The sequence below is a fragment of the Stenotrophomonas sp. genome, from assembly GCF_050737075.1.
In the GTDB taxonomy this organism is placed as follows: domain Bacteria; phylum Pseudomonadota; class Gammaproteobacteria; order Xanthomonadales; family Xanthomonadaceae; genus Stenotrophomonas.
Genome location: NZ_JBOHXV010000017.1, coordinates 18,276 through 36,761, shown reverse-complemented (window position 1 = coordinate 36,761; position 18,486 = coordinate 18,276). Strand labels below are relative to the sequence as shown.

The 18,486-nt window shown below is 67.4% G+C and carries 18 protein-coding genes; 13 read left to right on the top strand and 5 right to left on the bottom strand.

What is annotated here, in order from left to right; genetic code table 11:
* Positions 1-21: 21 nt before the first annotated feature.
* The 4 genes from lolA (at position 22) to ACREPD_RS06280 (ending at position 2,995) form a co-directional block, all read left to right on the top strand.
* Positions 22-660, top strand: coding sequence for an outer membrane lipoprotein chaperone LolA (lolA, locus tag ACREPD_RS06295; RefSeq protein ID WP_431598527.1), 639 nt, complete (start codon positions 22-24; stop codon positions 658-660).
* A gap of 95 nt (positions 661-755) precedes the next feature.
* Positions 756-2,057 carry a replication-associated recombination protein A gene (locus tag ACREPD_RS06290; protein ID WP_431598526.1) on the top strand — a complete coding sequence of 434 codons (1,302 nt, stop codon included), beginning with the start codon at positions 756-758 and terminating at the stop codon, positions 2,055-2,057.
* Entirely contained in the window at positions 2,054-2,458 is a 405-nt protein-coding gene (gene crcB, locus ACREPD_RS06285; protein WP_431598525.1) for a fluoride efflux transporter CrcB, read from the top strand. Before ACREPD_RS06290 ends, crcB begins: the two co-directional genes overlap by 4 nt.
* 156 nt (positions 2,459-2,614) lie before the next feature.
* Entirely contained in the window at positions 2,615-2,995 is a 381-nt protein-coding gene (locus tag ACREPD_RS06280) for a hypothetical protein (RefSeq protein ID WP_431598524.1), read from the top strand.
* Here ACREPD_RS06280 and ACREPD_RS06275 read toward each other — a convergent pair.
* The 4 genes from ACREPD_RS06275 to ACREPD_RS06260 form a co-directional block, all read right to left on the bottom strand.
* Positions 2,919-5,300, bottom strand: a complete 2,382-nt coding sequence (locus tag ACREPD_RS06275) for an ATP-binding protein (protein WP_431598523.1) — start codon at positions 5,298-5,300, stop codon at positions 2,919-2,921. The two genes, ACREPD_RS06280 and ACREPD_RS06275, sit on opposite strands and share 77 nt — an antisense overlap.
* The gene (locus ACREPD_RS06270) at positions 5,297-5,899 is read right to left on the bottom strand and encodes a response regulator (protein WP_431598522.1); all 603 of its coding nucleotides are present in this window, start codon (positions 5,897-5,899) and stop codon (positions 5,297-5,299) included. Before ACREPD_RS06270 ends, ACREPD_RS06275 begins: the two co-directional genes overlap by 4 nt.
* A gap of 201 nt (positions 5,900-6,100) precedes the next feature.
* Entirely contained in the window at positions 6,101-6,982 is an 882-nt protein-coding gene (locus ACREPD_RS06265) for a LysR substrate-binding domain-containing protein (protein WP_431598521.1), read from the bottom strand.
* 68 nt (positions 6,983-7,050) lie between these two features.
* Complete coding sequence (locus ACREPD_RS06260; RefSeq protein ID WP_431598520.1) at positions 7,051-8,031, bottom strand: helix-turn-helix transcriptional regulator; 981 nt, start codon at positions 8,029-8,031, stop codon at positions 7,051-7,053.
* Positions 8,032-8,150: 119 nt separating this feature from the next.
* On the opposite strand from ACREPD_RS06260, the gene ACREPD_RS06255 reads away from it, so the two are divergent.
* The 8 genes from ACREPD_RS06255 to ACREPD_RS06220 all read left to right on the top strand — a co-directional run bounded on the left by ACREPD_RS06255 (position 8,151) and on the right by ACREPD_RS06220 (position 16,919).
* On the top strand, positions 8,151-8,756 hold the full coding sequence (locus ACREPD_RS06255) for a glutathione S-transferase family protein (RefSeq protein ID WP_431598519.1): 606 nt from the start codon (positions 8,151-8,153) through the stop codon (positions 8,754-8,756).
* A gap of 113 nt (positions 8,757-8,869) precedes the next feature.
* Complete coding sequence (locus tag ACREPD_RS06250; RefSeq protein WP_431598518.1) at positions 8,870-10,306, top strand: amidohydrolase family protein; 1,437 nt, start codon at positions 8,870-8,872, stop codon at positions 10,304-10,306.
* Between the two features lie 228 nt (positions 10,307-10,534).
* On the top strand, positions 10,535-11,323 hold the full coding sequence (locus ACREPD_RS06245; protein WP_431598517.1) for a CS1 fimbrial subunit B flags: Precursor: 789 nt from the start codon (positions 10,535-10,537) through the stop codon (positions 11,321-11,323).
* The gene (locus ACREPD_RS06240) at positions 11,320-11,820 is read left to right on the top strand and encodes a CS1 type fimbrial major subunit (protein WP_431598516.1); all 501 of its coding nucleotides are present in this window, start codon (positions 11,320-11,322) and stop codon (positions 11,818-11,820) included. The genes ACREPD_RS06245 and ACREPD_RS06240 overlap by 4 nt, the downstream gene beginning before the upstream one ends.
* 91 nt (positions 11,821-11,911) lie before the next feature.
* Entirely contained in the window at positions 11,912-14,446 is a 2,535-nt protein-coding gene (locus ACREPD_RS06235) for a TcfC E-set like domain-containing protein (RefSeq protein WP_431598515.1), read from the top strand.
* Positions 14,443-15,681, top strand: a complete 1,239-nt coding sequence (locus ACREPD_RS06230) for a hypothetical protein (RefSeq protein ID WP_431598514.1) — start codon at positions 14,443-14,445, stop codon at positions 15,679-15,681. Before ACREPD_RS06235 ends, ACREPD_RS06230 begins: the two co-directional genes overlap by 4 nt.
* 185 nt (positions 15,682-15,866) lie before the next feature.
* Positions 15,867-16,043: a hypothetical protein gene (locus ACREPD_RS06225; RefSeq protein WP_431598513.1), complete on the top strand. Its 177-nt coding sequence runs from the start codon at positions 15,867-15,869 to the stop codon at positions 16,041-16,043.
* 135 nt (positions 16,044-16,178) lie between these two features.
* A complete protein-coding gene (locus tag ACREPD_RS06220) occupies positions 16,179-16,919 on the top strand; it encodes a hypothetical protein (protein ID WP_431598512.1) in 741 nt (246 codons plus the stop codon).
* A gap of 492 nt (positions 16,920-17,411) precedes the next feature.
* Here the strand turns inward: ACREPD_RS06220 and ACREPD_RS06215 are convergent, their stop codons facing one another.
* Entirely contained in the window at positions 17,412-17,948 is a 537-nt protein-coding gene (locus ACREPD_RS06215; RefSeq protein ID WP_431598511.1) for a helix-turn-helix domain-containing protein, read from the bottom strand.
* Positions 17,949-18,109: 161 nt separating this feature from the next.
* On the opposite strand from ACREPD_RS06215, the gene ACREPD_RS06210 reads away from it, so the two are divergent.
* Entirely contained in the window at positions 18,110-18,460 is a 351-nt protein-coding gene (locus tag ACREPD_RS06210; RefSeq protein WP_431598510.1) for a helix-turn-helix domain-containing protein, read from the top strand.
* Positions 18,461-18,486 lie beyond the last annotated feature (26 nt).

Here is an 18,486-nt window from a genome sequence, read left to right as displayed (position 1 = left end):
TCCTCGTCCCTGGATCCCCGCATGCACAGCTCCCTCCGCCGCTATCTCGTTGCCGCCACCCTGGTCTGCGCCAGCGTGGGATCGGCCAGTGCATGGGCCGGCGCCCGCGACGAGTTGAACCGTTTCAGCCAGGGCCTGAAGGGCCTGGACGGGCAGTTCAGCCAGCAGGTGTTCGACAGCAAGGGCAAGGTGAAGGAAACCACCAGCGGCCGTGTGGCGCTGTCGGCGCCGCGCCAGTTCCGCTGGGAGTACATCAAGCCGCACGAACAGCTGATCATCGCCGACGGCAAGAACGTGTGGGTGTACGAGAAGGACCTGGAGCAGGCCACCAAGCGCCCGCAGGGCGCCGAAGAGCAGAACAGCCCGCTGACCGCGCTGATCAACCCGAAGCTGCTGGACCAGCAGTACGACGTCAGTGAAGAGGCCGCTGCCCGCGACGGCCTGCAGTGGCTGTCGCTCAGCCCCAAGCGTGAGACCGAGACCTCGTTCCAGTACGCGGCGCTGGGCTTCAATGCCCAGGGCCTGGCGCGCATGGAAGTAGTGGATGCGGTCGGCCAGCGCACGGTCATCAACTTCAGTGGCTGGAAGCGCAACCCGGGCTTCGCGGCCGGTACCTTCAGCTTCGCGCCGCCGAAGGGCACCGACGTCATCGGGGAATAAGTGCAGCCGGGCATGGCCCGGCTCTACAATGACACGTGGCTAGAAACCGAACGACATTCAACGGGCCGGATCTGCTGGCGGTGGATCGCGACAGCATGCGCCCGCTCGCCGAGCGCATGCGCCCGCAGACCCTCGACGAGATGGTGGGGCAGAAGCGCCTGCTGGCGCCGGGCAGCGCGCTGCGCCGCGCGGTCGAATCCGGGCATGTGCACTCGATGATCCTGTGGGGGCCGCCGGGCTGCGGCAAGACCACACTGTCGCTGCTGCTGGCCCACTACGCCGACGCCGAATTCCGCGCGATCTCGGCGGTGCTGTCCGGTCTGCCGGAGGTGCGCGTGGTGCTGGCCGAGGCCGCGCAGCGCTTCGCCGAAGGGCGCCGCACGGTGCTGTTCGTGGACGAGGTGCACCGGTTCAACAAGGCCCAGCAGGACGCGTTCCTGCCACATATCGAGCGCGGCACGATTGTGTTTGTCGGCGCGACCACCGAAAACCCCTCCTTCGAATTGAACTCGGCGCTGCTGTCGCGCTGCCGCGTGCACGTGCTTGAGTCAGTATCGCCGGCCGACATCGTCGAGGCGCTGGAGCGTGCCCTGCTGGATCCGGAGCGCGGCCTGGGCGGCGAATCACTGCAGGTCAGTGCCGAGGCGCTGCTGGAGATCGCGACTGCGGCCGACGGCGATGTGCGTCGCGGCCTGACCCTGCTGGAGATCGCCGCCGAACTGGCTGGCGGCGAGGGCGGGCGGATCAGCCCGGAGATGCTGGTGCAGGTGCTGGCCGACCGTACGCGCCGGTTCGACAAGGGCGGCGAGCAGTTCTACGACCAGATTTCGGCCCTGCACAAGTCGGTACGCAGCTCCAATCCGGATGCCGCGCTGTACTGGCTCACGCGCATGCTCGATGGCGGCTGTGACCCGTCCTACCTGGCCCGGCGGCTGACCCGCATGGCCATCGAGGACATCGGCCTGGCCGATCCGCGCGCGCAGTCGATGGCGCTGGAGGCGTGGGACATCTATGAGCGGCTGGGCAGCCCGGAAGGCGAACTGGCCTTCGCCCAGCTGGTGCTGTACCTGGCCAGCACCGCCAAGTCCAACGCCGGCTATGCGGCCTTCAACCAGGCCAAGCAGGAAGTGCGCGAGACCGGCACCCAGGAGGTGCCCCTGCACCTGCGCAACGCGCCGACCAAGTTGATGAAAGAGCTGGGCTACGGCAAGACCTACCAGTACGACCACGATGCCGAGGGTGGCATCGCGCTCGACCAGACCGGCTTCCCGGACGCGATGGGCGAGCGGGTGTACTACCAGCCGGTGGCGCGTGGCCTGGAAATCAAACTCAAGGAAAAGCTCGACCGGCTGCGTGCCGAGCGCGAGCAGGCGCGGGCGCGCAAGGGGCAGGAGTGAGCGGCTTCGGTGCGTGGTGGCAGCAGCTGGGGCTGGTGATGGCCGGCGGCGCACTGGGCGCTGCGCTGCGTTTCATCGTTGGCGACGCCATGCTGCGCCAGTTCGGCAACGGCTTCCCGTGGGGCACGCTCACCGTGAACCTGATCGGCGCGTTCGCGGTCGGCTATGTCGTGGTGTGGCTGCAGACCCGGGGCAGCGCAGCGCCGTATTGGCGCGCCTTCGCCATCGTCGGCATCATCGGTGGCCTGACCACCTTCTCCTCGATGATGCTCGAAGCCGTGCTGCTGGTCCGCAATGGACGCGGCTGGGTCATGCCCGCCTATCTCGGCATCAGCCTCTTTGCCGGCTTTGCGCTGGTGTGGCTGGGCGCAAGGTTGGCGGAGTGGCAAGTCGCACGGTGAAGGTTGGTTGAGGTTGCCAGGCATGGCCTGGCACTACGAGCTCACGCAGATCCGCCCGATTCCCGTACGGATGTCGCCCGAAGGTCCGCAATGCCTCGGGCGAGGAGCCCCCTTCATGTTGAAGGGGGCGCGCCAACGGCGCGGGGTTTAGGAAACATGCCCGTTCGTCCCGCGCCGCAGGCGCGGGACTTCACAGAAATCCGCTGGATTTCTGTGAACTCTCACGATATTGTTCGCCCCCCGTTTGCGTTCCCCCCGTCTGTCATGCGTGATGAAGAAGATCCCGGCACCCTGGAGCTGATGCTGCCGCGCAAGCGCGGTCGGCCGCCCACGTTCGGCTACGCCATGACCGATGCGCAGCGCGCGGCCCGTTACCGCAAGCGGCGCGCCGGCCAGACCGGCAAGGCGGATGTGCGTACCTGCAGCGACATGGTGCTGCTGGACAAGATCCGCGCGGCGATCAGCGGAAAGGATCCGGAGTTGACCGGGTTTCTGGTGCATGTGTTGTGGCAGCGGTATCCGTTGCAGCTGAAGTAACCTCGCCACGCACCATCAGCGCCACCGCCGGGCGCAGGTAGCCCAGCAGGCGCTCGGCCTCCTGCCAGTCGCTCGGGCCGTCCAATTCGAGTTCGTACAGGTCACCGGCGATCGCCGCCAGCGCAGGCTGTCCCAGCATGCGCAGAATGCCGGCCAGACGATGCGCATGGTGGCGCAGGGGCTCGGCGGTCTGTTGGCGCAGGGCGTCTTGCAGGGCGGTCTGCTCCTCCTGCAGCGACTGCAGGAACTGCAGCCACATCGGATCCGCGCCGGGCTCGGCACCCATGGCCGCCGTCGATACGGGTGGCGCGGTGTCGTCCACCCGCAGTACCTCCAGCAGCTGGCGGGTATCGAGTGGCTTGTACAGCACGGCATCCATGCCGCAGGCGCGGCAGCGTTCCACATGGGCCGTTGAGTCGTTGGCCGACAACGCAATCAACTGGGCCGGGATCGCGCCGCGCTGCTGCTCCAGCTGGCGCAGCAGCACCGCCAACTCGTAGCCGCTCATGTCGTCCAGCACGCAGTCCAGCAGCACGACGCCGCACGGTTCGCTGGCCTGGCTGCGCAGCGCGGTGGCGCCGTCGGCGCAGCTGGTGACCGACGCACCGAGTGCCGCCAGGTGGCGGCTGACCATGCTGCGATTGAGTGCATGGTCTTCCACCAGCAGCAGGGTGCGCCCGGCCAGCGGCTGCCCCGCCGGGCGGGCGCCGGCGCCTTCAATCACGACGGGGATGCATGCCTCGAAGCAGCTGCCCTGGCCCGGAGCGCTGCGCAGCGTGAGCTGCCCGCCGAGGGCGCGGACCAGATCCGCGCAGATCGACAGGCCCAGGCCGGCCCCGCCAACGTGCCGCGAATGGGAGCCGTGCGCCTGCGCGAACGGCTTGAATATCGCCTCCTGGTGCTCGCTGGCGATGCCGATCCCCGAGTCGCGCACGGCAAGCAGCAGGTGCGCGCTGTTGGCATCCAGCTGCAGGCCGACGCTGACCTCGATGTGCCCCTGGTCGGTGAACTTCAGTGCATTGCCCAGCAGGTTGCTCAGGACCTGGCGCAGCGCGTCGCCGTCAATCCATACCCGCGGCATCGGGTCGGTGGTCTGTTTGAGGGCCAGCACCAGGCCCTTGCCCTCCGCCGCCGGGCGCACGACCGACAGGCATTCGCGCGCCAGTTGACGCACGTCTTCCCAGCCCGGAGTGGGGTGGTACTGGCCCGCGGCCAGGCGCGAGTAGTCCAGTGCGTGACCCAGCAGGTGGCGAAGTCCGTTGCCGGCCGCACGCGCAGCATTGACCAGCTGCCGCTGGCCCTGGTCGAGCCCAGACTGGTGGAGCAGGTCCACCGACGTCACCAGTGCCTGCGCGGCATTGCGCACTTCGTGGCTCATCATGGCGATGAAGTGCGCCTGCTGGCGCTCGCTGCGCCGGGCCGACTGCTGCGCGCGGCGCAACCAGAAGCCGGTCACCAGCAGCGCGGCCAGGATCATGCCCATCGTCAGCAGCTCCCAGCCGAAGTGCCGCGAGAGCACCGCAAACGACGGCCCGCTGAGATACGTCGCCTTGGTCCAACGCTGCATGAGCACCGCGTGTTCCTGCGGGCTGATCGAGCGCATGGCCTGGTGGATCTGTTCCAGCAGCGGCCGGTCCTGATGGCGCACGACCAGGTGCAGGCTGCCCGGCAGGGTACTCGGGCCGCCATGCAGCAGCAGGCTGTCGCCATGGTCGCGGCGGACCAGCGGGCGCATCACCACGTCCAGCCCCACGGCCACGTCCACCACGCCGGTTTCCACCGCCGCAAGCGCCTCGCGCAGGGTCGGCAGTGCCACCACCTGCAGGTGCGGGTAGTAGGCCGCCATCCACTCATCGTGGCGGCTGCCGCGGACCACGGCCACCCGGCGCAGGTCGGCCAGGTCCGGCGGGTTGGGCACGGTGTGGCGGCTGGCCAGCAGGGTCTGCCCCCGGTAGTAGGCGGGCGAGGTCGCCAGCGCGGCGCAGGGGGCGTTTTCGAGCGGCCCCAGCAGCAGCATCAGGTCGGCGCGGCCATCGCACAGGTCCTGCAGGGCGGCCTGCGTGGACTCGACCTGCTGCTCGCGGAACTGCAGGCCGGTCTGCTCGGCGACCAGAGCCGAATAACCACTGATGAGGTTGGAATCGCGCGCGGCGCGGCTCTCGGTCGCCAGCAGCCGGTGCTGTGAGGGGTCGGTGGCCACCCGCACCACCCGCGTGGTGGGTGCGGCCGTGGTCGACACCGGTGGCAATACGGCGGCCAGCACCACCAGCAGCGTGCTGGCGCGCGCCCAGTCGCTTCTGCTCACAGGACCGCCAGTTGATGGCGCAGGGTGAACAGGTCGCGATCGGTGCGCAGGCCCAGCTTGCGGAACGCCGCATGCTTCTGCGTGCTGATGGTCTTGATGCTGCGGTGCCGCTTCAGTGCGATGTCGGTGACCGTCATGCCGCTCAGGCACATCTGCAGGACTTCGCGCTCGCTCGGCGACAGGCGATGGGCCTCGTGTTCGTCGCGGTAGTTGATCGGCAGGTGGATGTGGCCCGCCGCGACGCGGCCGACCGCACGGGCCAGTGCCTCCAGCGACTCGCCCTTGGACACCACGCCGGCCGCGCCTGCGGCAATGGTGTTGGAGATCATCACGTGGTGCACGTTGGCCGAGAACATCAGCAGCTTCACGCGCGGGAACCGGCGGCGCAGCAGGCGCAACAGCTCCATGCCCTGCAGGTCGCCCTCGGCCAGCGCGTAGTCGATCACGGCCACGTCCACCACGTGCTGCATCAATGTGTTGATCAGTGCCCGGCTGCGGGCGTGGTTGCCCACGACCTGCAGGCGCGCATCCGTGGCGAGGTGCATGACGCTGCCGCGCCGGACGACGTCATGGTCGTCCAGCAGCGCGATCTTCAGCACCGGTGGGCGGACCGGTCCGAGCAGGGGGCCTGGAGGGCGTGGAGACAAAGTAGGCACGCAGTCATGGGGTCTGCGCCATTCTCTCTGGTTCGCTGTCCGCGGAAGATGCCCTGACGTCAGATTAGGACTATTCCTATAACCGGGACGAGAGCCGCGTCACTCTCTGGGGTCGCTGGCACGCGCCGGTTGCCGTGGCGCGGGTCAGCGCCGCTCGCGCTGCAGCAGGCGCATGAACTGTGATGCAAGTTCGAGCACCAGCGGTTCGGCGTTGCTTCGATGCAGCATCGCGATCTCGATGCTGTCTATCGGTGGCAGGCCTTGGCGTGCGGTGAGGGCGCGATGCTCGCGGGTCATGGCGCGGGCCGGCAGCAGGCTGATGCCCATGCCGTCGGCGACGGCGCCCTGGATGCCGCTGAGACTGGAACTGGTGAAGCTGATCCGCCAGCGGCGGCCCATGCCTTCCACTGCGGCGATCAGCTCGTCGCGATACAGGCCGCGTGGGGGAAAGGTCACCAGCGGCACCGGGTCCAGGCCGATGCAGGGGGTGCGGGCGCTGTCCACCCAGCGCATCGGCTCGGGCCAGCACGCCACGCCCTGGCGGCTGTTGCGGCGCTGCTTGACCAGCACCAGGTCCAGTTCGCCATGATCATAGGCCGCGGCAAGGTCGCGGCTGAGGCCGCTGGTCACTTCCAGCTTCACCTGGGGATGGCGGCGGTTGAAGCGCCCCAGCAGCTCGCTGGTGCGCGCGTTGACGAAATCCTCAGGCACGCCCAGGCGCACGGTCACCGCGACGGTGGCGCCTGCCAAGGCCTCGCGCATCTGGTCATTGAGCGACAACATCTGCCGCGCGATGCCCAGCAACGTCTGCCCGGCATCGGTCGGGTGCACATCGCGGTTGCCGCGGATCAGCAGCGGGTGGCCGGCGATGGCCTCCAGCCGCCGGATCTTCTGGCTGATGGTGGACTGGGTGGAATGCAGCCGCGCCGCCGCGGTGGTGAAGCTGCCGCAGTCGGCCACCATCACCATGGCACGCAGCAGGTCCAGCTCGAAGAGCGTGCGATTGATATTGCCACTGGAGGGCATTGCACTATCCGGAAAACGAATGGCGACCGTTTTAGCACGCAGCGATGTACGGGACAAAGCGCCCCGGCTCAGTCGGCAACGACCGCCTCGGCGCGCGCCAGGCTGCGCCCCAGCCGCGCGCCCGCATCACGCATCATCACGTGCAGGGCCGGCGGCCCCAGGATGTCGAATTCCAGTTCCAATGCGAGCAGCCAGTACACCACGGCCCCCTGTGGATGCCCGCCACACCGCAGCAGGCAGCGCTGCGCGTCCACCACCTCCAGCAACCCCGCCGAACTCGGCATGCGCTCGCGCACCGTTTCGATCGGCGCGTGCAGGATCACGCGCGCCTCGTCACCGTAGGGGCCGAGCGACAGCGACTGGCTCACGAAAGCGCGCAGGTCGCCATTGGCCGGCGAGGGGCGGGGGCGGAAGTGCGCACCCACCTCGGGCGTGCTGGTCATGCGGTCGATGCGGAAGGTGCGCCAATCCACGCGCAGCGTGTCCCACGCCACCAGGTACCAGCGGCGTTCGGCATGCACCACGCCCTGCGGTTCCACCTGCCGGTGGCTGGGCTGCCCCTGGCGGTCGGCGTAGTCGAAGCGCAGCTGCAGCTGGTCGCGGCACGCATTGGCCAGCGTGGCCAGCAGCCGGGCGTCGACCAGCGGGCCGCTCTGGTCGATCGGCAGGATCGCCGTGCGCAGTGCATCCAGCCGGCGCCGCAGCCGCGCGGGCATGACCTGTTCCAGTTTCACCATTGCGGTGATGGCGGTCTGCTCGATGCCGCTGATGGTGCCGCTCACCGCCATGCGCAGTGCGAGCGCGGCGGCCAAGGCCTCTTCATCGTCCAGCAGCAGCGGCGGCAAGGCGCGCCCGGCACGGAAGGCGTAGCCGCCGGCCACGCCGCTGCTGGCCTGGATCGGGTAGCCGAGTTCGCGCAGGCGCTCGATATCGCGGCGAAGCGTGCGCGGGTGCACACCGATGTCGGTGGCCAGCGTGTTGCCGGGCCAGTGCGGTCGGGATTGCAGCAGCGAGAGCAGGCGCAGCAGGCGGGCGGAAGTGGTGAGCATGGGTGCAGGGTCGCGCCTGTCGAGGACAGGATCTGTCCGCAATGGTGGCAAGCCTGTGTCCACGGTGCAAGGCCCCCGGCGGCGCACCTTTCCACACCGACAACCACAAGGAGTTCCACATGTCCGTCGTCTTCTACTGGCACCCGATGTCCAGCGCCACCCCCGTCGCCTGCGCGCTGGCCGAGCTGGGTGTTCCCCACGACCGGGTGAGGATCGACATCCGCAACGGCGAGCAGCGCACGCCGGAATACCTGGCCATCAATCCCAACGGCAAGGTGCCGTGCCTGGTGGTGGACGGTACGCCCATCTTCGAAGGCCTGGCCATCCATCTGTGGCTGGGCGAGCGCTTCGGGGTGGCCCGAGGGCTGTGGCCGGCGGCCGACACGCCGGCGCGTCTGCAGGCGATGTCGTCGTGTGCGTGGGCCTACGTGACCTACATGGCCGTGATCGGTCGACTGCGCCTGGCGACCGCCGATGAAACGCTTCGCGACGCGCGGCACGCCGCCGCCGCCGCTGCGGACGCCAAGGGCCTGCTGGATGTACTTGAGGGGCGCCTGACTGGCCGGGCGTGGATGCTGGGCACGCAGTACTCGCTGGCCGATCTGGTGGTTGCGCAGGTGGTCGGCTACGGCACCTACGTCGGGGCCGGGGTCGAGGGGCATCCCGCCGTCGCGGCCTGGCTGGCGCAGGTGCAGGCCCGTCCGGCCATGCAGGGCGAGGTGTGAGCTGCATTCGAATAGTGAATGCCGTACATGATGAAATTTAACTGGTGAATGCCAACCACCGCGCCGTAAGGTGCGGTGGTCTTTCCTGTTCTGCGGCTGCCATGAAATCCATCGTGCTTTCCACCGTCCCACTGCTGCTTGCGCTGGCGCCTGTCGCCCTTGCTGCCGAGCAGGCTGACCTGATCATCCGCCATGCCACCGTGGTGGACGTCGAACATGCCACTACCCACGCCGACCAGGCCGTGGTGGTGCGTGGCAACGACATTGTGGCGGTCGGCGAGGACCGCGTGATCGCAACGCAGTGGAACGCGTCGCGGCGCATCGATGGCAAGGGCCGCTTCCTGATTCCGGGCCTGTGGGACATGCACGTGCACTTCGGTGGCGGTCCGGAGCTGATCGAGGAAAACAAGGCGCTGCTGCCGCTGTACATCGCGCACGGCATCACCAGCATCCGCGACTGCTCCGGCGACCTGCCCGAGCAGGTGCTGCAATGGCGCGGCGAGATCGCCGACGGCACGCTTGAGGGGCCCCAGCTGTTCAGTTCCGGGGCGAAGATCGAAGGCATCAAGCCGGTCTGGAAGGGCACGCTTGAAGTGGGCAGCCAGGCGGACCTGGACGCGGCCCTGGCGCGCCTGAAGCGCGACCGGGTGGACTTCGTCAAGATCACCGACAGCACCTTGTCGCCGGCGCTGTTCCTGTCTGCCGTAAGTGGCGCGCGCGCGAATGGCCTGCGTGCGTCCGGGCATATTCCGATGGCGCTGACCGTGCAGCAGGCGGTGGATGCAGGCATCAGCTCGATCGAGCACTTGGACTACGCCTACAAGGCCGGGGTCAAGGACGAGGCCGCCATCGCGGCGGATTTCGCTGCCAAGCGGATCGACCGCGCCGAGGCCAATCGGCGGCTGGACGCCGGCTTCGACCGCGACACGGCCATGAACGCCTATCGCGGTTTCGCCGCCAAGGGTGTGTACGTCACGCCCACCCTCAACGGCGGCCGCATCCTCGACTTCCTCGACCAGGACAGTCACGCGCAGGATCCCTACCTGGCCTACATCGGCCCGAAGCTGCAGGCGACCTATGCCTGGCGTGTGGAGCGTGCCGCCAAGGCAACGCCGGAACAGATCGCCGCGCGGCACCAGAACTACCACCAGGTCGCGGCCGTGTTGCCGATGCTGCAGCAGGCCGGCGTGACGATCATGGCCGGCACCGATGCGGGGTTTCTCAATTCCTACAACTATCCCGGCATCGGGCTGCATGACGAGCTCAGCCTGTTCGTCAAGGAAGGCCTGACGCCGGCGCAGGCGTTGTCGGCGGCGACCCGTGCGGGCCCGGCTTGGTTCGGCACGCTGGACCGCTACGGCGGTATCTCCGAGGGCAGGGCGGCCGACCTGGTGTTGCTGGACGCCAACCCGCTGCAGGACATCCAGGCCACGCGCGCGATCAACACCGTGGTGTTGCGCGGCCAGGTCTACGACCGCAAGGCGCTGGACGCGCTGCTGGTGCAGACGCGCGCAAAAGTGGCCGCATGGCAGGCGGCCGCGCCGCAGTAGCGCGACGCAGTACGTCGCATCGATGGAAGCAGACGCCCCGCATCGCGGGGCGTTTTCGTTTGTGGCCTGCGTAGCTAACCGTCTGCGTACAGCCGCAATTTGTTGCAGCGGTCATTGAAGCGAATTGCATTCGGAAGCTCCAGACGTGGGCGTATGTTCGCAGTCCTTGGCGACGGGCCGGTGCACTGCGCCGGCAGCAGCGCCGCCGTCACGTCATGGAGCTCTGCAATGAAGTGCCTTCTGCTGCTTTCCGTGGCCGCGTTGCTGCCCGCCGTGTGCGGCGCCGCCGCACCGTCGATCCACGTCGGCGCCATGTACGAATACGCGGAACCTGGCAAGCGCGCACTGCTCAAGCGCGTTCGAAACACCGGCGAGGCCACGGCGTTCGTACGCGTGCAGATCACGGAAGTGCGCTACGCCGCAGACGGTACGTTCCACGAAGTGTCCGTCGACACGACCGCCTCGGGTGCGGCCGCAGGCCTCATCGCCAGTCCCTCGCGCCTGATCGTGCCGGCGCAGGGGCAGCAGGCCACCCGCCTGCTGGTGCAGGGCGACCGGAGCGCGGAACGCTACTACCGCGTGCGCTTCGTGCCCGTGCTGCCGCGGTCCGAAGACGAGTTCGCCCTGACCGATGCGCAGCGCGACAACTACCGCAGGGAGCTGTCGGCCGGCGTCAACGTGCTCACCGGCTACGGCGTGTTCGTGATCGTGCATCCCGATCAGCCGCATTACAGCGTGCAGACCGATACACGCGACGGGCACGTGCAGCTGCGCAATGCCGGCAACACCACCGTGGTGCTTGACGACGTGCGCCAGTGCAGTGCGACCGACAAGGCGGCCAGGTGTTCGCCATCGCGAAAGATCCACCTGCTGCCGCAGCGCACCGAACGCTTCACGCGGCATGCGGATCAGGTGTACCGCTTCCAGATCATTGAGGGGGATGCCCGCAAGGACGTCCTGCTCAGCCCCCTGGCTCCCTCCGGAGCCGATTCCACCCTCGGAGATGTACTGCAATGACCTTGAAAACCACCGTCCTGGCCGCCGTTGCCGCCTTGATCCTCGCCCCGGCCGCCGCGATCGCTGCCACTGAACAGTTTCCGCTGCAGGTCACCGTGGAAGCGGTCGTGCCGTCGGCCACCGGCCTGCAGATCTCGCCGGTCGGCGACTGGGCCGGGCAGACCCAGAGCATGCGCTGGAACATTGCCACCCAGCGCCTGGATTCGATCCAGCAGCAGGTCGACATGAAGAGCGGGCTGGGCGCCATCAACGCCTACCTCACCACCGACGCCATGCTGACCAGTGCCGGCAACGCGATCGACCTGACGGTCAGCGTCGCCGGGCAGGACCTGCAGGTCGGCGCCAGCAATGCCGTCGAGGTGGCCACCCCGGTTGAAGCCGCCGCCAGCAAGCGCGCGGCCGTGGCCATTGTCGCCGCCGACGCCGATGCAGGTGGCTACGCGCACGGCAACTACCAGGGCAACTTTTTCATGATGTTCGAAAGCGGCACGCCGTAAGCGCACGCACTGCCACCGGCAGTGCCACGGCAGCGCCTGCTGCCATCGGAGGGGCGCCCCCGCGCCCTCCGTCTCAAGTACAGGAACGACCATGTTGCCGCGTCTGCTCCCACTCGCCACCGCCGTCATGCTCCAGTGCGGCAGTGCCGCGGTGCTGGCGGCGCCGGCTGCGCTGGAAAGCCTCACGCTGCTTGACCAGGCCGGTGGCTTGCCGGACGACTTTCGCGACCACTTCTTCGGCGTACCGCTTGTTGTGCGTGTCGAGCGCGATGGCCATTACCTGGGCGATGCACGGGCCGTGCTCTCGCGCGACAACACCCTGTCGTTGTTGGACTTCACCGACAGCCACGCCAGCCGCGAGCCGGCTGCCGAGCGTGAGCGCTGGTTGAAGGTGCTTGCCACGCCGCGTTTGCTGGGGGCGTGCAGCCACCTCTGCGAGCAGGGCCTGGTGGCACTGCACTACAGTCTTGAGAGCTCGCTGCTGTCCATCGCCACCGATACCGGCGGCCGCGCGGCCGCCGAGATGCGGCACCATGCGCTGCCCGTTGGCGGCAGCCGTGGGCTCATCCTGCGCCACCAGCTCAATGCCCAGGCAGGCGAGGGCATTGATGGGTCCGGCCGTTACGCGGTGCATGCGCAGGGCAGCCTGGGCCGATGGACCCTGGCGGGCCATTACCAGCTGGACCGCAGCGGCGATGAGGCCGCTGGGTGGCGCCATGCGGTGCAGGGCCTGCATGCACAGCGCGAACTGCGCGACCATTTCCTGCGGGTCGGCTACTTCCTGCCGAACTTCCAGGGGGTGGCCCGGCAGCCGCGGGGTCCCGGCTCGGGCCGGCATACCACCGTGGGCATGATGGCCGGCTCGTCGGACAGCCTGGTGCGGGAAACCCGTGCGCCCAGCCTGTACCCGGTGTACGTCACGGCCAATCGCGAGGGCAGCGTGGAGGTAGTCCGCGACGGCAGCCTGATTCTGACCCAGCCGCTGCAACCCGGCCTGCAGGCGCTCGATACCCGGCGCCTGCCGGGCGGCATCTACGAGGTCGAACTGCGGGTGATCGAGGACGGCCGCGAGACGTCCCGCGAGACCCACGTGATCCACAAGCCGGGCCATTGGCGCGATCCGAGCCGCCGCTGGCGCTACAGCGCTTACGCCGGCGTGCAGCACAGCCTGCTGGCCAGCCGCGACGATCCCGGCGCAGGTGGCCTCGCCGCAGGCGGCATTCTCAACTACCTCGCCCATCCGCGTGCGGTGGTTGGCCTGTCCGCGCAGCATATGGAAGGCGCGCGTGCGGTTGCCGGCTCGGTCGACTGGCAGGTCAACGACAGCGCGAACGTGTATACGAACGCGTATACCGGGGAGCATGGCAGTGGCGTCGACCTGCAGGGGCTGTGGCGCTATCGCCATGGCAACGTGATCGTGTCGCACAACCGAAGCTGGCAGGAGCGCCGGCGTCCCGGCGATGACGCGTTCCTGCCGCTGCCACCGGGTGCACCGACGCCACCGACCCACGCGGGCTGGTTGCGGACTAGCGCGTTTAGCGCGAATCATCGCGTGGGCGACAGCAGCCATATCGCGGCGCGCGTGTCGCACAGCACCGGCATCAGCAACGGCGTTGGGGTGGACCTGTCGTTCAGCCGACGCCAGTCCCTGTTTGGCAGCGCCGCCACCTGGCGCGCGGCCGTGTTCGACCGCCCGGCCAATGCCAGCAGTGGCATGCGGCGCAACCGGGGCATCGACCTCACCCTGAACATCGCGCTTGGTCGCGAAGGGCGTCGCTATGCCGGCAGCCTGGGCAGCCGCGCCGCCTCCGATGGTGGACGCCAGTTGTATGCCAGTGCAGCCGCCCAGCAGAGCTACAGCGAGGGCGTGCTGCGCAGCATGGCCGGGCAGGCCACGCTCGACAGCGACGGGCTCGGCCTGAGCGCGAACGCGCTGGTCGAGCACCCGGCGCTGCGTGGCGACGCGCATGCGCAGCGTTCATCGCTGGGCGGTGGCCTGAGTGGTGGCCTGAATCTGGAAAGCACCCTGGCCATCGGCGGAGGCCGGCTGGCGGTCGCCGGTGCCGGGCAGGTGGGCGGTGCCGATACCGGCATGATCGTGGACGTGCGAACGGAACTGGCCGGCGTCGCACTGCGCGCGTACGACAGCCGCGGCGGTTCTTACGCACTGCAGCCTGGCCGCAATTTCCTGCCGGTGACCGCCTACCGCAGCGGGGCACTGCAGATCGACTTCCCGGGGCGCGAGGCCCCGGCGGCCACGATCCAGCCGACGACCCTCGACTACCACCTCAACAAGGGCGGGGTGGCGTACGCCGCGGTCGAGGTCCTCAGCACCTTCACCGTGATGGGGCACCTGCGCGATGCCGCGGGCCTGCCGCTGGCCGGTGCGCACGTGATCAACCACGCCGGACGCAGCGTTGCCGAGGCCGACGGATTCTTCGCGCTGGAGATGAGCGCGCGGCAGCCGACCCTGGAGATACGCCATCCGAACGTGGCCGGCTGCAGCTTCCAGCTCGACGGCACCACCACGCGCCCCCAGGGCGATACCTGGTTGGCCGGCATCCTGCAGTGCCCACCGTCCCCGATCACCGCGCAGCGCGCCCCGGCTGCTGGAGCACCACCATGATCCGTTACCTGTTTTCAACCATCGTGCGACGTCATCTTCAGCCTGCGCTGGGCGTGCTGGTCCTGCTTGCCTGTGCGGCCACTGCGCGCGCGGCCGACATCTACATCACCGCCGACTTCAAGCCAGACATCGACAACCCGAACCAGCGCGAGTTCGTCAACACCACGCCCTGGTCCGGCGTCTGCGTGGGTACCCACCAGTCGGCGTGCATCAACAACAACTGGTGGAGCATCGATACGAAGATCCGCGGCACCAAGCAGGCGATTCGCCAGACAAACTACGGGCGGAACGGCTTCTACATCGGCATGCCTCCGGCCCGTACGGTGCGCGTTACCTCCGAGGATGGGCTGCACAGCTTCGATCTCGGGTTCAACATCATCGGCGCGGCCATGCGGCTGGTGGATGAGGATCGCGATGGACCGTCGGAGCCGGCGTCGGTTGGGAACCCGAACAACTGCAACCTGGGCCTGAAAAATTCCAGTGCCCAGAACCGTACCGTCATGCGGATGTTCCTGCGCCGCGATGGCGGCGAGGGCGTGGTCGCATGCGCGCTCCATTGGCTCAGCACCAACAACTACCTGATGACCGAGTTCGACTTCACCTACAAGCTGACCACCCCGGCGCCGCTGGCGATGCGCAGCGGTCTGTATACCGGCATGACGACGTTTCGCGTGGGCGGCACCGGCGAGGGCGCGGATTTCGATCTTGGCAACGGCGTGGCGCTGGACGACAACCTGGTGAACGTCCACTTCCGGCTGGATGTTGAGCACGCCTTCCGGCTCGAGCTTCCGCCGGGCAGCGATCGCGCCGTGCTCGCGCCGAAGGGCGGGTGGACCCAGTGGAGCGATCACGGCATCGTGCCGGCACGGCTGGAACGCGAGCTGCCGTTCACGCTGAGCAGCTCGGGGCAGTTCAGCGTGTCACTGCAATGCCAGTATCCGCTTGCGGACGGTCGTTGCGCGATCCGCAACATGACGGTGGATGCCGAGGCTGCGCCGCTGGATATCCGGCTCACGTTGCCGGGCTTCCACGATGCAGCGACCGGGGCGGATGCGGTGGGGGTGGCATTGACGACGACCATGGTCCCGCCGGTGTTGACCGCGGATGCATTCGTCATTCGCCGCCCCTCGCGCCTGCACTTCGCGGTCAACGGCGAGGCGGTCACCACCATGTTGGCGCATCCGGGAAGTCACTATCGGGGTGATGTCACCGTGATCTTCGACGCGACGCCCTGATCACACCGACCCGCATGTCCACGCTGCGACAGAGATGTGACGGCGGCGAGCCGGGTAATGAACTGTTTACCGACATGTGTGAGGTGTCTATGCGCTGGTTGCTTGAACGCACGCTGCGGTAACGGGGCGTTGCCTAGTGTGGACTTACCGGCATCACTTTCGACGCCGAGCATTCGGAGACAGTCATGGGTAACCAGCAGAATCCGCAGCAGGGCCAGCAGAATCCGCAGCAAGGCCAACAGAACCAGCAGAACCAGAAAGACCAGCAGGGCGACAAGCAGCGCCAGGGCCAGCAGCAACAGCAGGATGCCGACCAGAAACGCGAGCGCAACCAGCAGGGCGGCCAGCAGGAAGAAGAATAAGCGCCTGCCGAAACGGAATAACCGACGTCCGGCTCCTGGCCGGACGTTTCGTTTGCGGGAGGTGGTGTTGCGGCTGGCGTATCATGCGGCTCCCTATGGCGTGCCTGCCGCACTGCCTTCTGCAAAGGAATGTTGATGAAGTGTGCTTCGTTGTCGTGCTTGCTGGTTGCCGGTGCTGCCTTCCCGTCCATTGCCGTCGCTGCCGACGGGCCTGAGACCCTCGAGGCGCTGATCGAGCGGAGCGCGCGGATCAGCATCACCCAAGCCTTGCCTGCCGGGGGCGCCGCGGACCATGCGGTGATCGAGCAGTTCGCCAATGGCGACATGCTGGTGCGGCACGGGGACGGTGAAGGGGTGCCGATCGTGCTCACGATCTGCAAGCGCGCCACCTTCCTCAACACCGCGCCGGACAAGGCCGGTGCTGCACCGCTGTCGGGCAACCAGCTGCGTGCCGTCCGCGGCGCCCAGTACATGGGTGCGCTTGCCGGAATGGCGATGTTGACCGGGGTAGCCGGCAGGGATGCCGAACTGCCGGCGGCCGGGGCGTCGATCCGCACGGAAAAGACGACCTCCTGGGCGTACGGCAGGGAGAGGTATGCGCTTGAGGTTTCCCGAGATACCGACGGTCAGGTCCGGGTGCAGGCGACCAAGATCGCGACCGACACCACGACGCCGGCGTCCGGCCCCGATGATCTGTTCAGTACCGACGACGATCGCGCGGCGCGCCTGGCCGAGCTGGAGCCGGTGGGTACCCGGCGCGAGATGGTGGTGTCCCCGCAGGCGCGCGCTACGGAACTGTCGGCGACACTGCCATTGCTTGGCTGGGTGGACGCCAGCGGTGATACGTACGCCAGTGTTGGGGGACTTAGGGATTGAGAACGGGGAAAAAACGGAACAAAACGGGACGAAATGGGACGAAAGCCGCGTCAGGCGTGGGTTTCAGCAGCTGAGCGACCTCTACCATTAGATATAGTCCCGGTTTGCGAAATGCTCCTGATCGTAGGGCGCGGGACACATGAAATGCAAAACGGCCGTCAATGATGACGGCCGTTCGATCGGCGTTTAAAGGGGCGTTACCGCGCGGGCGGCGAATCCGGCGGATCACACGGGGTATGGATGCATTCTTCCAGCCACCGCAACCGCTCCAGGACGTGATCAAGCTGGTCGGCGCTCGGATACTTCAGCGAGGGGACGTCCAGCCGCGCCAAGGCCCTGTCCACTTCCCGCTGCCACCCATACCGGGCTGCGAGATCCTGGATTTCGAGCTTCGCGCGTGTGCGCCGGATGTGCGCCGATACGGCGGTCGGCTCCAAAGTCCTTTCGGCCCAAGGGGTTCTGGGGACTGCGTCCCTCAAGATTGCCCTCAACCTACCTACCAGCTGCCGCTGTTGCTCCATTCCTTGCCCCTGTGGTGATCATCCCGACTGTCTGCCGGGCAAACGGCCGTACTTCGGCCTCCGGCAGTCCTTTTTCCAGCAGCTGCGCCAGGAGAATCAGCGCTTCGCCGTGCTGGGCCGGGGCCAGGTCGGCATTTGCGTCATCAAGCGCCTCCTGCAGCAGCTGCGTGGCGATCTTCACAGACGACAGACTCACCACCTGAGACTGGGGTAAGACATTGGATTTATTGATGATTTCCGGCGAATTTTGGCGCTCCTGACCTTCGCCAGTCAGTATCCAGTTCGAATTCCAGCCATTCGCGACAAGCTGACTCAGGCAGTCGGCGCCTATCTCGCGCACGCCTCTCTCCAGCCGGCCATAGGTGTTCTTAGACACCCGGAGCTGCTTTGCCATGTCGCCCTGGGTCATCGACCCCCGAATGGTCATCAATCGCGCACCGATCGACACCCAATCGGGTTTCGCGCTTTCCGCGCCTGAAGTGCGAAGAGAATTTTCAGAGCTGCTCATCGTTTCGCACTTCCCGTAAGTATCTGATTAATCACAAACAATTGGCCGTAAAACCTAATTGGGTTCCATTTCGCAAAGCGCGAAACCCAAACCGGTGTTGACAAGAACCCAAATGGGTTTAGGATCTGCCTCGTAGTCATCACTCAACGGACAGGTACGACGTGTCAGCAACGAATGCCCCGAGAAAAGCCGGTCCCGCGAAGGACCGGCATCCCGCCGACATCGTAGCGGCGCTGCATCGCAGGAACATCTCCCTGCGTCAGCTCGCACTACTCAATGGCTACACCAACGCTAACAGCCTCGCTACCGCCCTCCGTCGGCCGTATCCGCAGGCAGAAGCCCTGATTGCTGAAGCGCTTGGTGAAACGCCCCAGGCCATCTGGCCCACCCGATACGACGCCGCCGGCAATACGAACCGTGGCCAGGGAGGCCGCAAGCCGCTGCTGCCCCCTGATGCAAAGCCTAGCAGCCTGCGCGCAGGCCGCAATCCACAAATTGGTGCCTCCCGATGAAGGTCGCATCTATCTACACCCGCTTT

What these genes read in the sequence shown, in the direction of transcription:
- ACREPD_RS06240 (WP_431598516.1), top strand. Translation starts at nt 11,320, where the DNA reads ATGACCTTGAAAACCACCGTCCTGGCCGCCGTTGCCGCCTTGATCCTC.
- lolA (WP_431598527.1), top strand. Translation starts at nt 22, where the DNA reads ATGCACAGCTCCCTCCGCCGCTATCTCGTTGCCGCCACCCTGGTCTGC.
- ACREPD_RS06215 (WP_431598511.1), bottom strand. Translation starts at nt 17,948, where the DNA reads ATGAGCAGCTCTGAAAATTCTCTTCGCACTTCAGGCGCGGAAAGCGCG.
- ACREPD_RS06245 (WP_431598517.1), top strand. Translation starts at nt 10,535, where the DNA reads ATGAAGTGCCTTCTGCTGCTTTCCGTGGCCGCGTTGCTGCCCGCCGTG.
- ACREPD_RS06290 (WP_431598526.1), top strand. Translation starts at nt 756, where the DNA reads ATGCGCCCGCTCGCCGAGCGCATGCGCCCGCAGACCCTCGACGAGATG.
- ACREPD_RS06225 (WP_431598513.1), top strand. Translation starts at nt 15,867, where the DNA reads ATGGGTAACCAGCAGAATCCGCAGCAGGGCCAGCAGAATCCGCAGCAA.
- ACREPD_RS06235 (WP_431598515.1), top strand. Translation starts at nt 11,912, where the DNA reads ATGTTGCCGCGTCTGCTCCCACTCGCCACCGCCGTCATGCTCCAGTGC.
- ACREPD_RS06280 (WP_431598524.1), top strand. Translation starts at nt 2,615, where the DNA reads ATGCCCGTTCGTCCCGCGCCGCAGGCGCGGGACTTCACAGAAATCCGC.
- ACREPD_RS06265 (WP_431598521.1), bottom strand. Translation starts at nt 6,982, where the DNA reads ATGCCCTCCAGTGGCAATATCAATCGCACGCTCTTCGAGCTGGACCTG.
- ACREPD_RS06220 (WP_431598512.1), top strand. Translation starts at nt 16,179, where the DNA reads ATGAAGTGTGCTTCGTTGTCGTGCTTGCTGGTTGCCGGTGCTGCCTTC.
- ACREPD_RS06255 (WP_431598519.1), top strand. Translation starts at nt 8,151, where the DNA reads ATGTCCGTCGTCTTCTACTGGCACCCGATGTCCAGCGCCACCCCCGTC.
- ACREPD_RS06260 (WP_431598520.1), bottom strand. Translation starts at nt 8,031, where the DNA reads ATGCTCACCACTTCCGCCCGCCTGCTGCGCCTGCTCTCGCTGCTGCAA.
- ACREPD_RS06230 (WP_431598514.1), top strand. Translation starts at nt 14,443, where the DNA reads ATGATCCGTTACCTGTTTTCAACCATCGTGCGACGTCATCTTCAGCCT.